We start from the raw sequence: 17,498 nt of genomic DNA, 5'->3' as shown, positions 1-17,498 counted from the left end.
ACCCCTAAAAAACCAGCAAAACAACCCCACCCCGCAAGCCAAAGCGCCCCCAGCGCTTCGCTCTCCCTTCGCTACGCAAACCACCCCACCAAAACAAACTAAACAAACCACAACCCCTCCACGATCTCGTACCCTATAAATCCGACGGCCGCCTGGGGCCTGACCCCAAAAACCACACAACCTCCCTCAATTAAACAGACTAAGTGCACCACATCAACTATACAACCTCACCCTATGGGGTCTGGCGCCGGTCTTAAGCATCCCTCCCCTACAAAAAATCCGGAGAACCAAAAAAAGCGCCCCCCCAGCACCCTCTCAGCTGCCAAAGAAACACCCCCACATCACTCACTCTTCGTATGCCGCTCCTCCAAAACCGCCAGCACCTCATCCAGCCTTACACCCTGCTCCCGCAGCAGCACCATCAAATGAAACACCAAGTCAGCAGCCTCCCAAGTAAGCTCCTCCTTGTCGCGATTCTTCGCCGCAATAATCACCTCGGCAGCCTCTTCCCCAACCTTCTTCAAAATCTTATCTACACCCTCACCAAACAGGTAAGTGGTATAAGACCCTTCCGGCATCTGCTGCTGCCTTTCTTCTATTAAACGTTCCAAAGTCGTAAGAATCCCTAAACCAGAACCGCCGCTTACCGCGCTGTCCCTCAACATCACCTCATGAAAACACGTCTCCTCACCCTTATGACAAGCTGGCCCATTCGGCTCCACTAGCACAAGGACCGCATCCTGATCACAGTCGTAGCGCATTTCGATCACCTTTTGCGTATTGCCTGAAGTAGCCCCCTTATGCCAGAGTTCACCACGAGACCTGCTCCAAAACCACGTTTCACGGGTCTCCACGGTTTTCACTAGCGACTCCCCGTTCATATACGCAAGCGTCAACACTTCACGACTTCTTGCATCCTGAACGATGCAAGGCACAAGGCCCTTCTCATCAAAAAGGACCGCTTCCAAATTGATTTCCACACTCATCGAACGAGCACCCCCTTCTCTTTTAAAAATGATTTCACTTCACGTACGGACGTTTCTTTATAGTGGAAGATGGATGCTGCAAGCGCCGCATCTGCCGCACCTTCCTCAAAAGCATCCAGGAAATGCGCAGCCTCTCCTGCTCCACCGGACGCAATGACAGGTACGCTAACAGCCGAGCTGACCGCTTTTGTCAAAGCAAGATTGAAGCCCTTTTTCTCGCCATCACTATCCATGCTTGTCAACAGAATCTCCCCGGCTCCCAGGCGCACCGCTTCCTTCGCCCAGGCGACCACTTCCCACTCCGTTTCCCGGCGTCCGCCATGGGTATAGACGCGCCAGCTTCCAAGGTCCGCATCATACTTAGCATCAATCGCAACCACAATACACTGCGACCCAAAATAGTCACTTCCCGCTTGAATAAGTGTAGGGTTCAACAAGGCTGCCGTATTCAGGGCAACCTTATCCGCACCTGCGCGTAGTAGCCGTTTCATATCCTCAATCGTATTGATGCCGCCCCCGACTGTAAAGGGGATCGCAAGCTTTGCAGCAACCTGCTCGACCACTTCGACTATCGTTTCACGCCCTTCATGGGAGGCGGAAATATCCAGAAACACCAGTTCATCCGCACCTTCTTCATCATAGAAAGCCGCAAGCTCCACCGGATCGCCCGCATCTCGTAACTCTACAAACTGGACCCCTTTTACCACACGTCCTTCTTTTACATCCAAACAGGGAATGATTCGCTTCGTCAGCATCGTCATTTCACCTCTTCAATCGCACTGGCCAGAGAAATTTTATTCGTATAAATCGCCTTCCCGACAATAGCTCCTACTACGCCACGCCCGGCGAACTCCCTTAGCACCTGCAGATCGACTATGGAACTTACTCCGCCTGACGCAATGACCGTTGCACCTGTCACACTGGCCAACTCAGCCGTTGCGCCAACATTTGGACCGGAAAGCATGCCGTCTGTTGCAATATCGGTAAAAATGAAGGTCTTTGCGCCAGCCTCTGCAAGCTCACGTCCTAGGACTGTCGCTTTTACTGTGGAAGTTTCCACCCAGCCTTCCGTTGCAACATAACCATCCTTCGCATCCAGGCCGATTGCTATCTTTTCCCCATAGCGTGCCAGCATTTCTTTTACAAAAGAAGGATTATTGATTGCTGCACTTCCTAAAATCACCCGGTCCACACCTTGCGATAGATAGAACTCTACGTCTTCCGCAGTGCGTATGCCGCCACCAATCTGCACCTTAGCCGGAAGCTCACTTGCAACCTGCAAAACAAACGAATGATTCACAGGCTCACCTGCCTTTGCTCCATCAAGATCGACCATATGTATCCACTCAGCACCCTGTTCCACGAAGCTTTTCGCCATCTCAAAAGGGGAATCGCCATACACCGTTTCCTTGCTATAGTCACCCTGCTGCAACCGCACGCATTTCCCGCCACGCATATCGATTGCCGGATAGATTGTAAATGCCATCTATTTCTCCCCCTTTTCCGTCAAACTTACAAAATTCTTAAGAATCGCAAGTCCAGCGTCACTGCTTTTCTCTGGATGGAACTGTGTGCCGAACACATTCCCACTCCCAACTACAGCCGGCACCTGTACGTCATAGCTGCTGCTCGCCAGCAATTCATCCGATGCAAAACCAGTAACATAATAGGAATGGACAAAATAAACAAAATCATCGTCAAGTCCTTCCAAAAGCGGTGACTCCTTGTGAAAGTTCAGCTTGTTCCATCCCATATGAGGAACCTTATAGTTCTCGCCGTTCGGAGTCACCCCAGGAAAACGCACGACCCTGCCTTCGAGCAGACCGAGACCTTCCGTGACGCCGTTTTCCTCGCTTTCGCCATACAAGAGCTGCATGCCAAGACAGATTCCGAGCAGCTTTTTACCACGATTCACTTCATCCAAAATAAACTTGTCAAGGTCTGTCTCTTTTAAAATAGCCATCGCATCCCGGAACGATCCCACTCCCGGCAGAATCAAGCTATCCGCCTTTGCCAGGACTTCTTGCTCCGAGGAGATGACATAAGGTACATCCATCCGTTCCAGCGCCTTGCTCACACTATACAAATTTCCCATTCCGTAGTCGATGATGCCGATCATTCTATAACATTCCTTTCGTGGAAGGCACTCCTTTTACACGGGGATCGATAGTGGTCGCTTCGTCCAGGGCACGTCCCAATGCTTTAAAAATCGCTTCAATGATGTGGTGTGTATTGCTTCCGTAATGCACGATCACATGCAGGTTCATCCTAGCTTCCAATGCCAGCTTCCATAAAAATTCATGCACAAGCTCCGTATCAAATGTTCCGACCTTTTGGCTCGGGAACTCCGCTCTGATTTCAAGATGCGGACGATTGCTCAAATCCACAACCACCTGCGCCAAAGCTTCATCCATCGGGACAAATGCATTGCCGTAGCGTTTTATCCCCATTTTATCCCCAAGTGCATTTTTCAGCGCCTGGCCGAGGCAGATTCCGATATCCTCCGTTGTGTGATGATCATCGATATCCACATCCCCGTTTGCCACGAGATCCAGGTTGAACTGGCCATGCTTGGTGAACAGGTCCAGCATATGTGTCATGAAAGGAACTGGTGTTTCAAGGTTTGCCGCTCCTTCTCCATCTACCGTAAAAGATAAATCTATCTGTGTTTCCCTTGTATTCCGCTCGATGCTTGCCTTTCTTGTCATCAGAATTCCCCTCGCTTTTTAAATCTTGCTTCCACTGCACGTGCATGCGCCTCAAGACCTTCCAATCTTGCAAACGCCGCAATTTTATCCACATTATCCTCCAGTGCCTGTTGACTGTACATGATGATGCTCGACTTTTTCACAAATTCATCCACAGATAATCCACTGGAGAACCTTGCCGTCCCATTTGTCGGCAAAACATGATTCGGTCCTGCAAAATAATCCCCAACAGGCTCTGAGCTATATCTTCCAAGGAAGATCGCACCTGCATGCTTGATAAAAGGCAACAGGTTCATCGGTTCCTTTGTCATCACTTCCAGATGCTCAGGTGCCAATTCATTGACCACCCGGAGCGCTTCCTCCATCGACTCTGTCACATAGATGGCCCCAAATTCGTTGATCGAGGCACGTGCAATCTCCACACGTGGCAGATCGGATAGCTGCTTTTCCACTTCCAGGGCTACACGCTCCGCAAGTTCTCCACAGGTTGTCACCAGCACACAGGAGGCACGCTCATCATGCTCCGCCTGTGATAGCATATCTGCCGCCACTTCATGGGCATTTGCCGTTTCATCTGCCAGCACCACAATCTCACTCGGGCCTGCGATGCTGTCGATATCCACAAGTCCATACACTTCTTTTTTTGCAAGCGCAACAAAGATATTCCCAGGTCCGACGATTTTATCCACAGGACGTACCGTTTCTGTACCGTAGGCAAGAGCTGCAACAGCCTGAGCACCGCCAACTTTATAAATTTCATCCACACCAAGGATATCCGCAGCCACAAGGACGCCTGCCGGAACAGTGCCATCAGCAGCCGGTGGTGTCACCATCGCAATACGGTCCACACCGGCAACCTGCGCCGGAATAACATTCATCAGGACCGAGGAAGGGTATGCCGCCTTTCCGCCTGGCACATAGACGCCGACAGCATCGAGTGCGGTCACCTTCTGACCAAGAATCGTTCCATCCTCTTTTGTAGATAACCACGATTGCCTGACCTGCTTTTCATGGTACTCCCGGATATTCGCTGCCGCCTCCTGAATCACGACATTGATGCTTGTTGGAAAAGCCTCATATGCCTGGATAATCTCCTCTTTCGTGACTCGAAGGCTATCCAGGTTCGCTCCATCCCATTTTTCCGTGTAGGAAAACAGCGCCTCATCGCCTTTTTCACGTACTGCATCTATGACTTCCAATACCGCTTTCCGCTGCTCTTCCGTTCCCTGATCAAGCGAGCGGCGCAGTGATACGCTCTCTTCAATTCTCTTTATTTTCATGGAGCTAGACCTCCTCTACCACTTGCGCCAATCTATCCACAAGCTCATCTATTTGCTGGTCCTTCAAGCGATAACTCACAGGATTGACAATCAACCTGGACGTGATATCCACAATCCGTTCGATTTCCACCAATCCGTTCTCCTTCAAAGTCCGACCTGTGGATACAATATCCACAATCCTGTCGGAAAGGCCGATCATCGGGGCAAGCTCAATCGATCCGTTCAATTTCACAATCTCCACCTGCTCCCCCTGTTCACGGAAATAACGGGAGGCGATTCCAGGATATTTGGTGGCAATCTTCGGAGCGACATCCTGCATTTCCGTACCCGGCAGTCCCGCAACAGCCAGATAACAGTAGCTGATTTTCAAATCAAGCACCTCGTAGACATCCCGCTCCTCCTCGAGCATCACATCCTTGCCTGCAATCCCGACATCTGCCACTCCATGCTCAACATAGGTCGTTACATCCATCGGCTTGGCCAGAATAAAGCGCATGTTCTCAGCCGGCACATCAATAATCAACTTTCTGGAATCATCCAGATCAGGCGGAATCTGGTAACCAGCCTTCACCAGAAGTGCTGCCGCTTCTTCAAAGATTCTGCCCTTTGGCATCGCAATTGTCAGTACGCTCATGATTCATACCCCTTTCTGGCCTTTCCGAGAAAAAAGGTCACCTCATGAAAGGAGCCGGTGCATGCATCGACATTTTCCACTCCGCTGATGTCCTGGAGCACCACTCGCTCCCCCTCTTCCCTTTTCAATCTCGCAAACTCGATCGCTTCTTCACGCCGTTCCTGGCTGAAAAGAACACCATGAATCGCAGCAGTCGACTTTTTCATATCCTTCGCCTCTAAAAGACGGTCAAGATGAATGCCGAATCCGGTAGCGGACTTATCCCGGTCAAACTTTTGGAAAAGATGATCATAGCGTCCGCCGTTCCCGATTGGAAAACCGATATTTCCTGCATAGGCCTCAAATACAATCCCAGTGTAATAACTCATATGGCTGACGATATTCAGATCCAGCTTCACAAAATCCTGTACACCATAGGCTTCAAGCATCGTCCAAAGCTGCTCAAGCTCTTCAACCGCTTTTCTGCCAGCTTCGCCTTCCACAATCTCTTTTGCAGACTGGATCTGCGTGGAATTACCACGAAGGGTCAACAGGGACAGTAGGCGTTTTTTATCTATCGAAGATAATGGCAAGCCTTTCACATGCTCACGGTATCCTACATAATTTTTTTCATATAAGTATCTTCTTAATGTCGCAGCCCGTTCTTCATTCCCTACAATGTCTAGAAAAATCTCTTGAAGAAAGCCTACATGCCCGATCGCAATCGTAAAGGTAGATAGACCGACCTTCTGTAAAAGGGAAACCATCAACGCGATCATTTCCGCGTCCGCACTGATCGAACGGTCCCCGATGCATTCCACCCCGATCTGCTCGAACTCTGCAGGTCTTCCGGCCTCATTTTGCTGAGCTCGGTACACATTCGCCGAGTATGCCAAGCGCAACGGGTAGCCTTCATTGATCAATCTTGAAGCAGCCACCCTCGCAATCGGTGCCGTCATGTCAGGACGCAATACAAGTGTATGTCCCTGCTGATCAAGCAGTTTAAAAAGCTGTTGATCTAATATAGCAGAAGCTTCACCGACCGTATCATAATATTCCAGGGTCGGAGTCTCCATAAACTGATAGCCCCATTGATTGATTTCCGTTGTAATCGTATCCTTGACCATCTTCTTCGGTTCATATAATGAAGGGAGCGTATCCCGCATTCCCAGTGGTTTTTCAAACATAAACAGTTTTGACATCTGGCAGCCCGCCTTTTGCTGAAATGATAAATTGTACAATAAATTCTAAATCCTTTAGTTCGCTAATATGGTAACATACTAACAAATTGATGATTGATGGTCAAGTTTTAAGTGGCGAGTTAGGTATGTAGGAATTCTCTGAGGTGGATATAAGCTGTTACCGCTCCTATACCCTATTATGACTAAAAAAAGGCACTCTATCCTTGAGCGTGAATGGTCGTGGTGCAGTCCAATTTGGTCCTTCATCACAAAAAAAACAGCCCACCCAATATATTGAGTAGACTGCTTTAAAACTAACATTACATTTTCAACCGCTCTGCCATCTCTTCCTTCGTATAGATGACGCGCATCGGGTTGCCGCCGACGAAGACGCCTGGCTCAATATCCTTATGTACGAGGGTACCGGCGGAAACGATGGCTCCGTCTCCTATCGTGACACCAGGTAAGATGGTGGTATTAGCACCGATCATGACCTCGCTGCCGATCTCGACATCTCCAAGGCGATATTCCTTTACGAGGTATTCGTGGGCGAGAATCGTCGTATTGTATCCAATCACCGTATTACGTCCCACGCTTATTTTCTCCGGGAACATCACATCAAGCATCACCATCAGGGCAAAGGAAGTCTGATCGCCAACCTTCATTCCGAGAAAAGTGCCATACAGCCAATTTTTCATTCCTAGAAATGGGGAATATCTCGCAAGCTGAATGACGGCGAAATTTTTCACGACCTTTAAAAAAGGAACCGTTTTGTACACATGCCAAAGAGAATTAGCACCTTCCACCGGATACCGGGTCGTTCTTCTACTCACCCTTGGTCACTCCAACGAGCGGAAGAATGTCTTCCATGTGTGTGAGTACATAATCCGGCTCAAATTGCTGTAGGTACTCCACGCCTTTGATGGTCCAGCTTACGGCAGCCGTTTTCGTTCCCGCATTCTTTCCTGCAAGGATATCGTGGTAGTTGTCTCCAACCATGATCGCCTCTTCAGGAGTGGATCCAAGCTGTTGCAGGGCAAGATGGATCGGCTCCGGGTCTGGCTTGGCATTCGTTACATCATCCAGGCAGACCACTACATCAAAGAAAGCATCGAGTCCCGTCAATTTTAATCCCATTACGACAGTCCCTCGCATTTTTGTTGTGACGATGCCGAGTTTCAGCCCTTTTTCATGAAGCAGCTTCACTGTGTCATAGACACCTTCGAACTCCTTCACCAATTCATCATGCTTGCTCAAATTGAAGTCGCGATAGTGGGTGATCATTTCCTCCACTCGTGCTTCATCCATTTTGACGAACGTGTCATAAAGAGGCGGCCCAAGGAACGTGAGGATATCTTCACGCTGGTATTGGTCTGGATAGTAGTGGTTCAAGGTGTGTAAAAAGGACTCAATGATCAAGTCATTTGTATCAATCAATGTTCCATCCAAATCAAACAGTAAGGTGTTAATGCTCATAAGTTGCTTCCTTTCTTTTTGAAACTTCGATTCTCTTCCAGATAAATGCTACGGCAATCGTTAATAGTATAGCCGTAACAAGGCGGATCACGAGCAATGGCCAGACAGGAATGCCAAGCGGAATGAAGATCAGCGTATCCTCCACAACAGCATGGCAGGCAACAAGGAAAATGAAAGCCAAGGTAAGGTCCTTTTTGCTTACATTATCCTCTTTTACGGCCTGAATCATCACACCTGCACCATAGGCAAGACCAATCGTCAATCCCGCAACCATCGTCGTAGCGGTATTTTCCTTCATGCCAAGCATTTTCATAAAAGGCGCCATCCATTTCGAAAAGACGGCGAGCCAGCCCAATTCCTTCATATATTGGACAAGTATCATCAATGGGATGACGATGATGGCAAGCTGCACGATCCCCATCAAGCCGCGTTGCACCGCATCAAGGATGATCGGAAAGAATCCCGAGACAGCCTCCTCGGACTTCGAAACCAGTCCGTATTTCGCCAGCTCCTGCCCTCCGTTCCATGCAAGGTTGATGATGATTCCGGAGAATATCGCCAAGCCGAGGCGGACGATGAGAATCACCCAGATCTTCAAGCCCACTTTCGCCGCTACCGTCGATTCCACCAAGAGATTATGGGAAAAGGACAGCATAATCGCCAGTATGAACACTTCTTTTACAGTAAGGTCCAATGTCAGGATGGCACCGATCCCGGCATATAAATTTAGAAAATTCCCAATGACAAGGGGAATGGCCGCTTCCCCGGACAGTCCGAATATCCCCATCAATGGCGCAATCGCATTTATGATAAATTGCAAAATCGGGGTATGCTGCAAAATCCCCACAATCAATGTAACCGGAAAAATCACTTTACCTAAGGTCCAGGTCGTCTTCAGACCGACCATGAGACCTCTTTTGAACGTCTCTAGCAAGGCGCTCCCCTCCCCTTTGTCAACACAAGCCGTACCATATTCGGGGGCCGTTTATCTTTTTTTATGAAGCGGTATCTGTATCTAAATATTTCTTATTGGCAAGCCCAGTCATACGGCGCACCACAATCAGGCCGATCGCGAGCAATACTAGTGCGATGGAAATGACCTGTGCAATACGCAGTGCTTCCGTCAGCATTAAACTGTCGGTACGCATTCCTTCCACAAAGTAGCGTCCGATGGAATACCAGATCACGTAGCTCAAGAACAGCTCTCCGCGGCGCAGATTCACCCGGCGCAGAAGCAGCAGTAATCCAAAGCCGACGAAATTCCAGATTGATTCATAGAGGAACGTAGGATGGTAATAGGTTCCGTTGATATACATCTGATCGATGATGAATTGCGGCAGATGAAGACCTTCGAGGAATCCGCGTGTTACTTCTCCTCCGTGGGCTTCCTGGTTCATGAAATTTCCCCAACGGCCGATTGCCTGGCCAAGGATGATGCTTGGAGCTCCGATGTCGGCAAGCTTCCAGAATGAGATTCCACGTACTTTTGCAAAAACAACACCGGTCGCAATGGCCCCGATCAAGCCCCCGTGGATGGCAAGGCCACCTTCCCAGATTTTAATGATTTCACCCGGGTTGTCTCCATAATGGTCCCATTGAAAGATGACATAATAAAGCCTTGCACAGATAATCGCAATCGGTATCGCAAAGAGCACTAAATCAACAAAAACATCTTTATTTAATCCACGGCGTTCAGATTCGCGCATGGCAATCCAAAGGCCCAGTAATGCGCCGGTTCCAATAATTGCCCCATACCAGTAGATGGTGATGGGCCAGCTGATCATTATCGGATCCAACGGCTGAATGTTACCTATTAGCATTTCTTCCACACTCCCATAGTTTAAATATCCTCATGTTCCCCTTCATCGATGACACCGGATAAACGATTCGAGAACTGTTCAGCCGCATTCATGCCCATCCGCTTCAAGCGGAAGTTCATCGCCGCAACCTCGATGATGACTGCCAAGTTTCGTCCTGGACGAACCGGCACCGTCAATTTAGTCACTTCAGCATCAATGATCTTCATCTTTTCCTCTTCCAGGCCAAGACGGTCATATTGCTTGTTCTTATCCCAAAGCTCAAGATTGATAACAAGCGTAATGCGTTTATAGCTTCGTACAGCCCCGGCTCCGAACAGGGTCATCACATTGATGATACCCAGCCCGCGGATCTCCAGCAGATGCTCGATCAGCTCCGGGGAATTCCCGATGAGCGTATCCGTATCCTCCTGGCGGATTTCCACGCAATCATCGGCAACAAGGCGATGGCCTCTTTTTACAAGCTCGAGCGCGGTCTCACTTTTACCGACGCCACTCTTCCCGGTAATCAGTACGCCGAGACCATAAATGTCGACAAGCACACCATGCACCGCAGTTGTCGGGGCAAGCTTTCCTTCCAGATAATTCGTCAAGTGGGAGGAAAGACGCGTCGTTTTCAAAGGGGAACGCATCAAAGGGACACTTTCCCTTTCTGCCGCCTCCACCAATTCCTGCGGCACTTCCATATCACGAGAGATAATGATACCAGGCGTGATATCCGTGCAGAGCTGATCCATCCGGTCCTTTTTCTCTGCAGGTGTCAGCTGATCAAGAAAAGAAAGCTCCGTTTTTCCCAATAGCTGAATTCTTTCAGCAGGATAATAAGTGAAATAACCCGCTATCTCAATACCCGGCCTGGAAATATCACTTGTCGCGATGGGACGGTTGATCCCTTCCTCACCGGCAATCAATTCAAAATTAAACTTTTCCATTAGATCCTTCGTCCGAACTTTTGGCAAGGCCAAAACCTCCTTAACTATGTAAAAACCCTTATTTCCCATATACAAAAAACAACCTGTTCCCATTTTAGCACTTTTTAACTTTATTATTAAGCGCAGAAACTTATCGGGGGAAAATAAAAAATCCCGGAAGTGTGGATTCCGGGGATTGATTACCTATTTCTTTTTATCTTGCAAAGGTTCGACAATTGCTTTCTGTATCAATAGATTCAATAACGAGATGACAATCGCGGCTAAAATTGCTGTGCCGAAGCCGTCAATATTGAACGCATCTCCCATCAGGGTAGCGGTCAGCATGAGGGTGATGGCGTTGATCACAAACAGGAACAGACCGAGCGACAAAATGGTAACCGGCAAAGTAAGAAGCACCAGTATCGGCCTTACGATCGTATTCAGTACTGCAAGAATCAAACTCGCGATGATGGCCGCTCCGACCCCGCTCAAGTAGAAGGAATCGAAGTAGCCAGATACGACGATAAGAACAAGCGCATTAACTAATATGCTTGCGGCCCATTTCATGAGCGCATTTCACCTTCATCATTCGGCATCAGGAATACGAGCACAAAGTAGGTGATAAGCAATGGAACAAAGCCTGTCGGGAATAGGGCAATGACGAAGATTACACGTAAAAGTGTCGCATCCATTCCCATGTAGTTGGCAAGTCCGCCAAGTACACCTGCTAGTTTTCTGTCATATTTGGAACGAATAAGTTTTTTCAAATTATTTCACCTCGTACGGTTTTATGGTGATAGATCCAGTCGTTGTCTCCGCTAAAATATGCGTGAGCGCTGCATCTTCTTTCTTTACTTTAAAGTGCATGGCTTTCTGCACTACTTCATTTTTCTCTTCCACTACATCCATTCCCGGCATTTCACAAGTAAAGCCGCCAAGATTGGTCTTCAATTCCGCCTCTATACTGTTAGTGGTCGGCAGGTATAAGTCGATGCTGCCGGTCTTTGTTTTCGCCATCACGGAGCGGACGGAATCCCCAGTCAGTTCACCGGTTACGTTTCCGTTAAAACTCTGGATATCCAGCTTCTCAATGTCTCCTTTAACAAAGACTTTTCCATTGATTGTTTCAGCTTCCAGTTCCCTGCTGTTGCAATCAATCAGCTTAATATGCCCGTTTGCCGTTTCCACTTCCATGTCGGAGCTTGTTGCGCGGTCAATCATGATCGAACCATTGGCTGATTTCAGCTTCATCGTCGTTACATGTAGACCTTCCCCTTCGATTCGGCCATTAAACATGCGCACATGCAGGTTATGATACTCAGCCTCCGGGATGTACACCGTCGCGTCCACTTTCAACTGCTTCTTCTGAACGGAAAAACGAAGCTTTCCTGATTCGATTGAAAACAGCACTTCCGATAAAAATGCCTTGCGAGCCTCATCCTGTGTCTCCACTTCGTAGACCTTCGCCTCACATTCGATCTTTACGTCCTTTTCTTTCCAAGGTACTAGCTTCACGTTTCCATTCGCCACATCGATATCAATGTCCTGCAGATAAACATCGGACTGTTGGAAAACGTGCTGGATGGAAGTAGACGGACCAAAGTTGAAATCCAGGTCAAGATCCTTGATTTTCTGCAAGGCGCTTCCTACAAAATCCAGGATGTTATTTTTAAAAGAGGAAGCCTGCTTGCTGTAGGAGGAATAGTCCTTCTTCGTTTTCTGCTTTTCACCCTCTTGTGAACTTGAACCGTACCCAGTCTTAGAAAAAATCTTGGATGATAATGCTGCAAAAATATCATTCTCCGCTTCTTGCGAGGCTTTGGCATTTTTTGTCCACTCAGTGACAATCTCGTCATTTTTCAATTCTTTTTCCTGGCTGTTCTTTTCCAGACTCTCCAATAGAATGATTGCTTCTTCCGCCGTCAGCTTCCCTTCTTCCACCAGCTTCAAAATACGCTTACGCTCTTCCATTCTCTCTTCCTCCTTTAGTATATCCATCCAGAATTCTTTGTATTAGTTGGGCAATCAGTCACCTTTTATGATTCTTTTAAAAGTTGAATTCCTTTAACAATATTCCAAACTGTAGTACCTATTACTAAAACAGCACCAATGATAACCAGTACTATGAACCATAATACTGCTGCCTGGTCCATTACAAAACCGAATGCGAAAAGGGGAACGACAATCAGAGGCAGCAGATGTGAGAGCAGTGATGCCATCGCATGCCCCTTCACCTCTTGTTCATCCGCTATAAAATACACCACAAGCGGCAGCAAAAACGGTGCAAAAAACAAACTGAAGTAACATAGCGCCGACAAAACCTTATTATTCTTTCCCAAGACGGCCACCTCCCTTCCCTTTCCAGCCCCGGCATCAACAACCCGCCAGGATCCCACTACCTACTAATACGCATACCCTACCCTAAAAGTTTCACACTTTCTGTAAAGCTCTTTTGATACTGAAAATTTGTATAGATTGTTGCTTGAAAACGGAGGTTATTTCGTACACTTGTTAAACACCCCTATTGGTTTCCGCTTCAGGGGTTCGCTTTCCGCGGGCGGCCTCGGGAGCCTCCTCGGCGCTTAAAGCGCCTGCGGGGTCTCCCTTGACACGCTGCTCCCGCAGGAGTCTCACCCCTTGCGCTCCAACCAATAGGGGGAAAGTAATAGAATAAGTCTTCCTGTATTAATAGCAACAAAGCAGTCTATCACTTATTCTTTATCCTTATAATTACTTCCTATCATCATTGTCGCATAAATCCCTTCATTAGGGGTCAGACCCCAGCAGTATTCTTGCTCCCCATCTACTACGTCTAGAGGCTTATATGAATCTAATTTGTTAAAGTCCTATGTTAGTTATTACGTAATTCCAGCTGTTGATTGGAGCAATAGGCGAAGACTCCTGCGGGAGGCAGCGGGAGGCTGGAGACCCCACAGGGCGAAGCCCGAGGAGGCTCCAGCACCGCCCCGCGGAAAGCGCAGCCTAGTGCGGAAATCAACATCGGTGTTCAATGGGGCCGCAATTTCTAATTATTAGTTCGCTCCTTTTGGGCTCTAACTTATGGCATGGTATAATGTAGAATAATAGTTGGGTATAGTGGGTAGTAAGTAGGATAGAAGGAGTGACGAGTATGTTTGATTTTGTAATGGAGCATTTATTGACGATTATAATTGTACTGGTTGTTTTATTTGTAGTAATCCCTTTCCTAAAAAGCATAATTTCAAAGCTGGTAATCATAGGACTAGTATTAGTAGGATTAGTGTACTTCGGTATTATCGGCCCTGACTTCACAGAGTCATCCACCAATTACGTGGAAAATACAATCCGACCTGTCGTGACCAACGAAATCGACAAAGCGGATTTCACCTATGATGAAGACACCAAGGAATATATCGTTCAGAGCGCCTCTTTTCATCTTAAAGGGAAACTCAACGAAAATACTGGCGAAGTACGTTTCAAGGATAAAACGTACGAAATGGATGTCCGCTTCCTGAAGGACATCATCGAGAAAAAAGTGGAAGAGGAACAAGCAAAGGAATAGTCATCAACAACCTGACTAATCTACGTATAATAGTAAAATAGAAAAAAGGGCTGGAAGCTTTGACGGATTATCCATCAAGGCTCCAGCCCTTTTGTTATATTATAGATCTTAACCTTTGCTTACCGTTTCGACTTCACGCACCTTCTGATCCATGCGGTCACGATCTCGGAGAAGCACCGGCCTCAAATATTGGCCTGTGTAGGAAGCTTCCACTTCGATGAGTTCCTCCGGTGTACCGGTTGCAATAATGGTACCACCTTTGTCGCCACCCTCCGGTCCAAGGTCGATCATGTAGTCGACAGCTTTGATGACGTCCAGGTTATGCTCGATGACAAGAACCGTATCCCCGTTTTCAACCAATCGCTGAAGAACCTTAAGCAGTCTCGCAATATCATCCACATGAAGGCCTGTGGTAGGCTCATCCAGGATATAGAGGGAACGGCCGGTAGATCTGCGGTGCAGTTCGGAAGCCAGCTTCACACGTTGCGCCTCTCCCCCGGAAAGGGTCGTTGCAGGCTGGCCCAGGGTGATATAGCCTAAGCCCACATCAAAGACAGTCTGAAGCTTGCGCTTGATTTTCGGGATGTTCTCAAAGAAGCTGACTGCATCTTCCACCGTCATCTCCAGGATATCGGCAATGTTCTTTCCTTTGTACTGGACCTCCAATGTTTCACGGTTGTAACGCTTTCCATGGCACACTTCACAAGGTACATAGACATCCGGGAGGAAATGCATCTCGATTTTGATGATTCCATCTCCACGGCACGCCTCACAGCGCCCGCCTTTTACATTAAAGCTGAAGCGCCCCTTTTTATAGCCGCGCACCTTCGCCTCATTCGTGGAGGCAAACACATCACGAATATCATCGAATACGCCTGTATAGGTTGCAGGATTGGATCTCGGTGTACGCCCGATTGGCGACTGGTCGATATCGATCACCTTGTCGAGATGTTCCACACCTTTGATTTCCTTATGCTCGCCAGGCTTTGTTTTCGCATTATGCAATCGCTGTGCCAATGACTTGTGGAGAATATCATTGATCAGCGTACTTTTTCCGGATCCTGAAACCCCTGTTACGGCAACAAAGCAGCCAAGCGGAATTTTTACCGAAACATTGCTCAGGTTGTTTTCATTCGCACCGACTATTTCGAGAAAGCGATCCTTGACCACTATCCTTTCAGTAGGCAGCGGAATGAACTTCTTCCCGGACAGATATTTTCCTGTCAATGAATGAGGATCGTTCATTACCTCTTCCGGTGTACCGGCAGAGACGATATTCCCTCCATGTACACCAGCTCCAGGACCAATATCAATCAGATAGTCAGCCGCGATCATCGTGTCCTCGTCATGCTCCACCACTATCAAGGTATTTCCGATATCGCGCATATTTTTCAGCGTCTGGATGAGGCGGTCGTTGTCTCGTTGATGCAGTCCGATGGAAGGCTCATCGAGGATATAGAGAACACCTGTAAGCCTCGACCCGATCTGGGTAGCGAGACGGATGCGTTGTGCTTCCCCGCCAGACAATGTCCCAGCAGCACGGCTGAGTGACAGGTAATCCAAGCCTACATTGTTCAGGAAGCCTAACCGCTCACAGATTTCACGAAGAATCATGTTGGCGATTTTCTTTTCCTTCTCGGTGAGATCCATATTTTCAAAGAATTCAATAGCCTCCACGATGGAAAAGTTGGTTACATTTCCGATGTGGAGTTTGTTAATTAGAACGGACAAGCTCTCTATTTTCAGACGGAACCCTTTACAACCAGGGCAAGGCTGCTGCGCCATGTATTTTTCCATCTGCTCGCGGATGTAATCGGAGCTCGTTTCCTTGTAGCGGCGTTCCACATTCGGAATGACCCCTTCAAAACGGATATAGCTTTCTCGAACCTGACCAAAATCGTTTTCATAGCGGAAATAGACCTCATCTTTTCCACTGCCATAAAGAATCTTGTCGAGCAGGTGATCCGGTATTTCACTTACCGGCACATCCATATCAATGCCATAATGATTGCAGACCGCCTGCAGCATTTGCGGGTAATATTGAGAGCTGGTAGGCTCCCAAGGCGCAAGGGCATGCTCTTTCAAACTGAGTCGTTTATTCGGCAGGACCAGATCCACATCGACTTCGAGTTTCGTACCAAGACCATCACACTTCTGGCAGGCACCATACGGACTGTTGAAGGAGAACATTCTCGGCTCAAGTTCCCCGATTGAGAAACCGCATTGCGGGCAGGCATGATGCTCGCTGAACAGCAGTTCCTCTTCTCCCATCACATCGACAATGACCTTGCCGTCACCTAGGCGCAATGCCGTTTCCAATGAATCGGAAAGACGCGTCGCAACACCTTCTTTTACGACAATGCGGTCGATGACCACTTCAATGGAATGCTTTTTATTCTTTTCCAATTCTATTTCATCCGTTACCTCGACCATTTCCCCATTAACACGTATACGGACATATCCCTGTTTCTTGATGTCTTCGAGCGTCTTTACATGTGTCCCTTTGCGCCCTTGCACAACAGGCGCCAGGATTTGCAGCTTCGTCCGTTCCGGGTATTCCAGGATGCGGTCCACCATCTGCTCGATGGTCTGGGAGGAGATTTCAATTCCATGCTTCGGACAAGTTGGACGCCCCACCCGTGCAAAAAGCAGACGCAGATAGTCATAGATCTCCGTAACCGTACCCACAGTCGAACGAGGATTGCGGCTTGTCGTCTTCTGGTCGATGGAGATGGCAGGCGAGAGGCCTTCAATTGCATCGACATCAGGCTTATCCATCTGTCCCAAAAACTGGCGTGCATACGCTGACAGGGATTCCACATATCTCCGCTGGCCTTCTGCATAAATCGTATCAAACGCAAGGGACGATTTCCCTGAACCTGATAGACCCGTCAAAACGACAAGCTTATCCCGCGGGATCGTCACATCGATATTTTTTAAGTTATGGGCTCTGGCCCCTTTCACTACTATCTTATCCATTGCCAT

General features: G+C 48.1%; 19 protein-coding genes. 1 reads left to right on the top strand and 18 read right to left on the bottom strand.

Annotated elements, in window-relative coordinates:
* Nucleotides 1-341: 341 nt before the first annotated feature.
* From hisIE to ACQCT5_RS09395, 17 genes are all read right to left on the bottom strand, one after another.
* Nucleotides 342-986 carry a bifunctional phosphoribosyl-AMP cyclohydrolase/phosphoribosyl-ATP diphosphatase HisIE gene (gene hisIE, locus ACQCT5_RS09475; RefSeq protein ID WP_499641258.1) on the bottom strand — a complete coding sequence of 215 codons (645 nt, stop codon included), beginning with the start codon at nt 984-986 and terminating at the stop codon, nt 342-344.
* On the bottom strand, nt 983-1,741 hold the full coding sequence (gene hisF, locus ACQCT5_RS09470; protein WP_499641256.1) for an imidazole glycerol phosphate synthase subunit HisF: 759 nt from the start codon (nt 1,739-1,741) through the stop codon (nt 983-985). The genes hisIE and hisF overlap by 4 nt, the downstream gene beginning before the upstream one ends.
* Before the next feature lie 2 nt (nt 1,742-1,743).
* Nucleotides 1,744-2,472 (bottom strand): 1-(5-phosphoribosyl)-5-[(5-phosphoribosylamino)methylideneamino]imidazole-4-carboxamide isomerase, encoded by a 729-nt coding sequence (gene hisA, locus ACQCT5_RS09465; RefSeq protein ID WP_499641253.1) that lies wholly within the window; start codon nt 2,470-2,472, stop codon nt 1,744-1,746.
* Nucleotides 2,473-3,105, bottom strand: coding sequence for an imidazole glycerol phosphate synthase subunit HisH (gene hisH / locus ACQCT5_RS09460; protein WP_499641251.1), 633 nt, complete (start codon nt 3,103-3,105; stop codon nt 2,473-2,475).
* Nucleotide 3,106: 1 nt separating this feature from the next.
* The gene (gene hisB, locus ACQCT5_RS09455) at nt 3,107-3,694 is read right to left on the bottom strand and encodes an imidazoleglycerol-phosphate dehydratase HisB (RefSeq protein WP_499641249.1); all 588 of its coding nucleotides are present in this window, start codon (nt 3,692-3,694) and stop codon (nt 3,107-3,109) included.
* On the bottom strand, nt 3,694-4,974 hold the full coding sequence (hisD, locus tag ACQCT5_RS09450; RefSeq protein WP_499641247.1) for a histidinol dehydrogenase: 1,281 nt from the start codon (nt 4,972-4,974) through the stop codon (nt 3,694-3,696). Before hisD ends, hisB begins: the two co-directional genes overlap by 1 nt.
* Before the next feature lie 4 nt (nt 4,975-4,978).
* The gene (gene hisG / locus ACQCT5_RS09445) at nt 4,979-5,608 is read right to left on the bottom strand and encodes an ATP phosphoribosyltransferase (protein ID WP_499641245.1); all 630 of its coding nucleotides are present in this window, start codon (nt 5,606-5,608) and stop codon (nt 4,979-4,981) included.
* Complete coding sequence (locus tag ACQCT5_RS09440; protein WP_499641243.1) at nt 5,605-6,789, bottom strand: ATP phosphoribosyltransferase regulatory subunit; 1,185 nt, start codon at nt 6,787-6,789, stop codon at nt 5,605-5,607. Before ACQCT5_RS09440 ends, hisG begins: the two co-directional genes overlap by 4 nt.
* 299 nt (nt 6,790-7,088) lie before the next feature.
* Nucleotides 7,089-7,601, bottom strand: coding sequence for an acyltransferase (locus ACQCT5_RS09435; RefSeq protein ID WP_499641241.1), 513 nt, complete (start codon nt 7,599-7,601; stop codon nt 7,089-7,091).
* Nucleotides 7,594-8,244 carry a pyrophosphatase PpaX gene (gene ppaX, locus ACQCT5_RS09430; protein ID WP_499641239.1) on the bottom strand — a complete coding sequence of 217 codons (651 nt, stop codon included), beginning with the start codon at nt 8,242-8,244 and terminating at the stop codon, nt 7,594-7,596. Before ppaX ends, ACQCT5_RS09435 begins: the two co-directional genes overlap by 8 nt.
* Nucleotides 8,234-9,151 carry a nucleoside recognition domain-containing protein gene (locus tag ACQCT5_RS09425; RefSeq protein ID WP_499641809.1) on the bottom strand — a complete coding sequence of 306 codons (918 nt, stop codon included), beginning with the start codon at nt 9,149-9,151 and terminating at the stop codon, nt 8,234-8,236. The genes ppaX and ACQCT5_RS09425 overlap by 11 nt, the downstream gene beginning before the upstream one ends.
* An 88-nt stretch (nt 9,152-9,239) precedes the next feature.
* Nucleotides 9,240-10,064: a prolipoprotein diacylglyceryl transferase gene (gene lgt / locus ACQCT5_RS09420; protein ID WP_499641237.1), complete on the bottom strand. Its 825-nt coding sequence runs from the start codon at nt 10,062-10,064 to the stop codon at nt 9,240-9,242.
* 20 nt (nt 10,065-10,084) lie between these two features.
* Nucleotides 10,085-11,020 carry an HPr(Ser) kinase/phosphatase gene (gene hprK, locus ACQCT5_RS09415; RefSeq protein WP_499641235.1) on the bottom strand — a complete coding sequence of 312 codons (936 nt, stop codon included), beginning with the start codon at nt 11,018-11,020 and terminating at the stop codon, nt 10,085-10,087.
* Between the two features lie 156 nt (nt 11,021-11,176).
* A complete protein-coding gene (locus tag ACQCT5_RS09410) occupies nt 11,177-11,539 on the bottom strand; it encodes a phage holin family protein (protein WP_204412540.1) in 363 nt (120 codons plus the stop codon).
* Nucleotides 11,536-11,739 carry a PspC domain-containing protein gene (locus ACQCT5_RS09405; RefSeq protein WP_499641233.1) on the bottom strand — a complete coding sequence of 68 codons (204 nt, stop codon included), beginning with the start codon at nt 11,737-11,739 and terminating at the stop codon, nt 11,536-11,538. The genes ACQCT5_RS09410 and ACQCT5_RS09405 overlap by 4 nt, the downstream gene beginning before the upstream one ends.
* 1 nt (nt 11,740) lies before the next feature.
* Nucleotides 11,741-12,943 (bottom strand): DUF4097 family beta strand repeat-containing protein, encoded by a 1,203-nt coding sequence (locus ACQCT5_RS09400; protein ID WP_499641231.1) that lies wholly within the window; start codon nt 12,941-12,943, stop codon nt 11,741-11,743.
* 65 nt (nt 12,944-13,008) lie between these two features.
* The gene (locus tag ACQCT5_RS09395; RefSeq protein ID WP_499641229.1) at nt 13,009-13,311 is read right to left on the bottom strand and encodes a magnetosome magnetite crystal formation protein family; all 303 of its coding nucleotides are present in this window, start codon (nt 13,309-13,311) and stop codon (nt 13,009-13,011) included.
* A 791-nt stretch (nt 13,312-14,102) separates the two neighbouring features.
* Here ACQCT5_RS09395 and ACQCT5_RS09390 point away from each other — a divergent pair.
* Nucleotides 14,103-14,513, top strand: a complete 411-nt coding sequence (locus ACQCT5_RS09390) for a hypothetical protein (protein ID WP_499641227.1) — start codon at nt 14,103-14,105, stop codon at nt 14,511-14,513.
* Nucleotides 14,514-14,621: 108 nt separating this feature from the next.
* Here the strand turns inward: ACQCT5_RS09390 and uvrA are convergent, their stop codons facing one another.
* Nucleotides 14,622-17,498, bottom strand: a complete 2,877-nt coding sequence (uvrA, locus tag ACQCT5_RS09385) for an excinuclease ABC subunit UvrA (protein WP_499641225.1) — start codon at nt 17,496-17,498, stop codon at nt 14,622-14,624.

This window comes from Sutcliffiella halmapala, from assembly GCF_050107295.1.
Classification (GTDB): Bacteria; Bacillota; Bacilli; order Bacillales; family Bacillaceae_I; genus Sutcliffiella_A; species Sutcliffiella_A halmapala_A.
Note: the sequence above shows the minus strand (reverse complement) of the source record. Positions and strands in the feature narration are given on the sequence as shown.

Excerpts from the sequence above, each read along its gene's own strand:
- hisG (WP_499641245.1), bottom strand. The coding sequence starts at position 5,608 with ATGAGCGTACTGACAATTGCGATGCCAAAGGGCAGAATCTTTGAAGAA.
- ppaX (WP_499641239.1), bottom strand. The coding sequence starts at position 8,244 with ATGAGCATTAACACCTTACTGTTTGATTTGGATGGAACATTGATTGAT.
- ACQCT5_RS09390 (WP_499641227.1), top strand. The coding sequence starts at position 14,103 with ATGTTTGATTTTGTAATGGAGCATTTATTGACGATTATAATTGTACTG.
- ACQCT5_RS09400 (WP_499641231.1), bottom strand. The coding sequence starts at position 12,943 with ATGGAAGAGCGTAAGCGTATTTTGAAGCTGGTGGAAGAAGGGAAGCTG.
- hisF (WP_499641256.1), bottom strand. The coding sequence starts at position 1,741 with ATGCTGACGAAGCGAATCATTCCCTGTTTGGATGTAAAAGAAGGACGT.
- ACQCT5_RS09440 (WP_499641243.1), bottom strand. The coding sequence starts at position 6,789 with ATGTCAAAACTGTTTATGTTTGAAAAACCACTGGGAATGCGGGATACG.
- hisB (WP_499641249.1), bottom strand. The coding sequence starts at position 3,694 with ATGACAAGAAAGGCAAGCATCGAGCGGAATACAAGGGAAACACAGATA.
- hisH (WP_499641251.1), bottom strand. The coding sequence starts at position 3,105 with ATGATCGGCATCATCGACTACGGAATGGGAAATTTGTATAGTGTGAGC.
- hisA (WP_499641253.1), bottom strand. The coding sequence starts at position 2,472 with ATGGCATTTACAATCTATCCGGCAATCGATATGCGTGGCGGGAAATGC.
- lgt (WP_499641237.1), bottom strand. The coding sequence starts at position 10,064 with ATGCTAATAGGTAACATTCAGCCGTTGGATCCGATAATGATCAGCTGG.
- hisIE (WP_499641258.1), bottom strand. The coding sequence starts at position 986 with ATGAGTGTGGAAATCAATTTGGAAGCGGTCCTTTTTGATGAGAAGGGC.
- hisD (WP_499641247.1), bottom strand. The coding sequence starts at position 4,974 with ATGAAAATAAAGAGAATTGAAGAGAGCGTATCACTGCGCCGCTCGCTT.
- uvrA (WP_499641225.1), bottom strand. The coding sequence starts at position 17,498 with ATGGCAATGGATAAGATAGTAGTGAAAGGGGCCAGAGCCCATAACTTA.
- ACQCT5_RS09425 (WP_499641809.1), bottom strand. The coding sequence starts at position 9,151 with ATGGTCGGTCTGAAGACGACCTGGACCTTAGGTAAAGTGATTTTTCCG.
- ACQCT5_RS09410 (WP_204412540.1), bottom strand. The coding sequence starts at position 11,539 with ATGAAATGGGCCGCAAGCATATTAGTTAATGCGCTTGTTCTTATCGTC.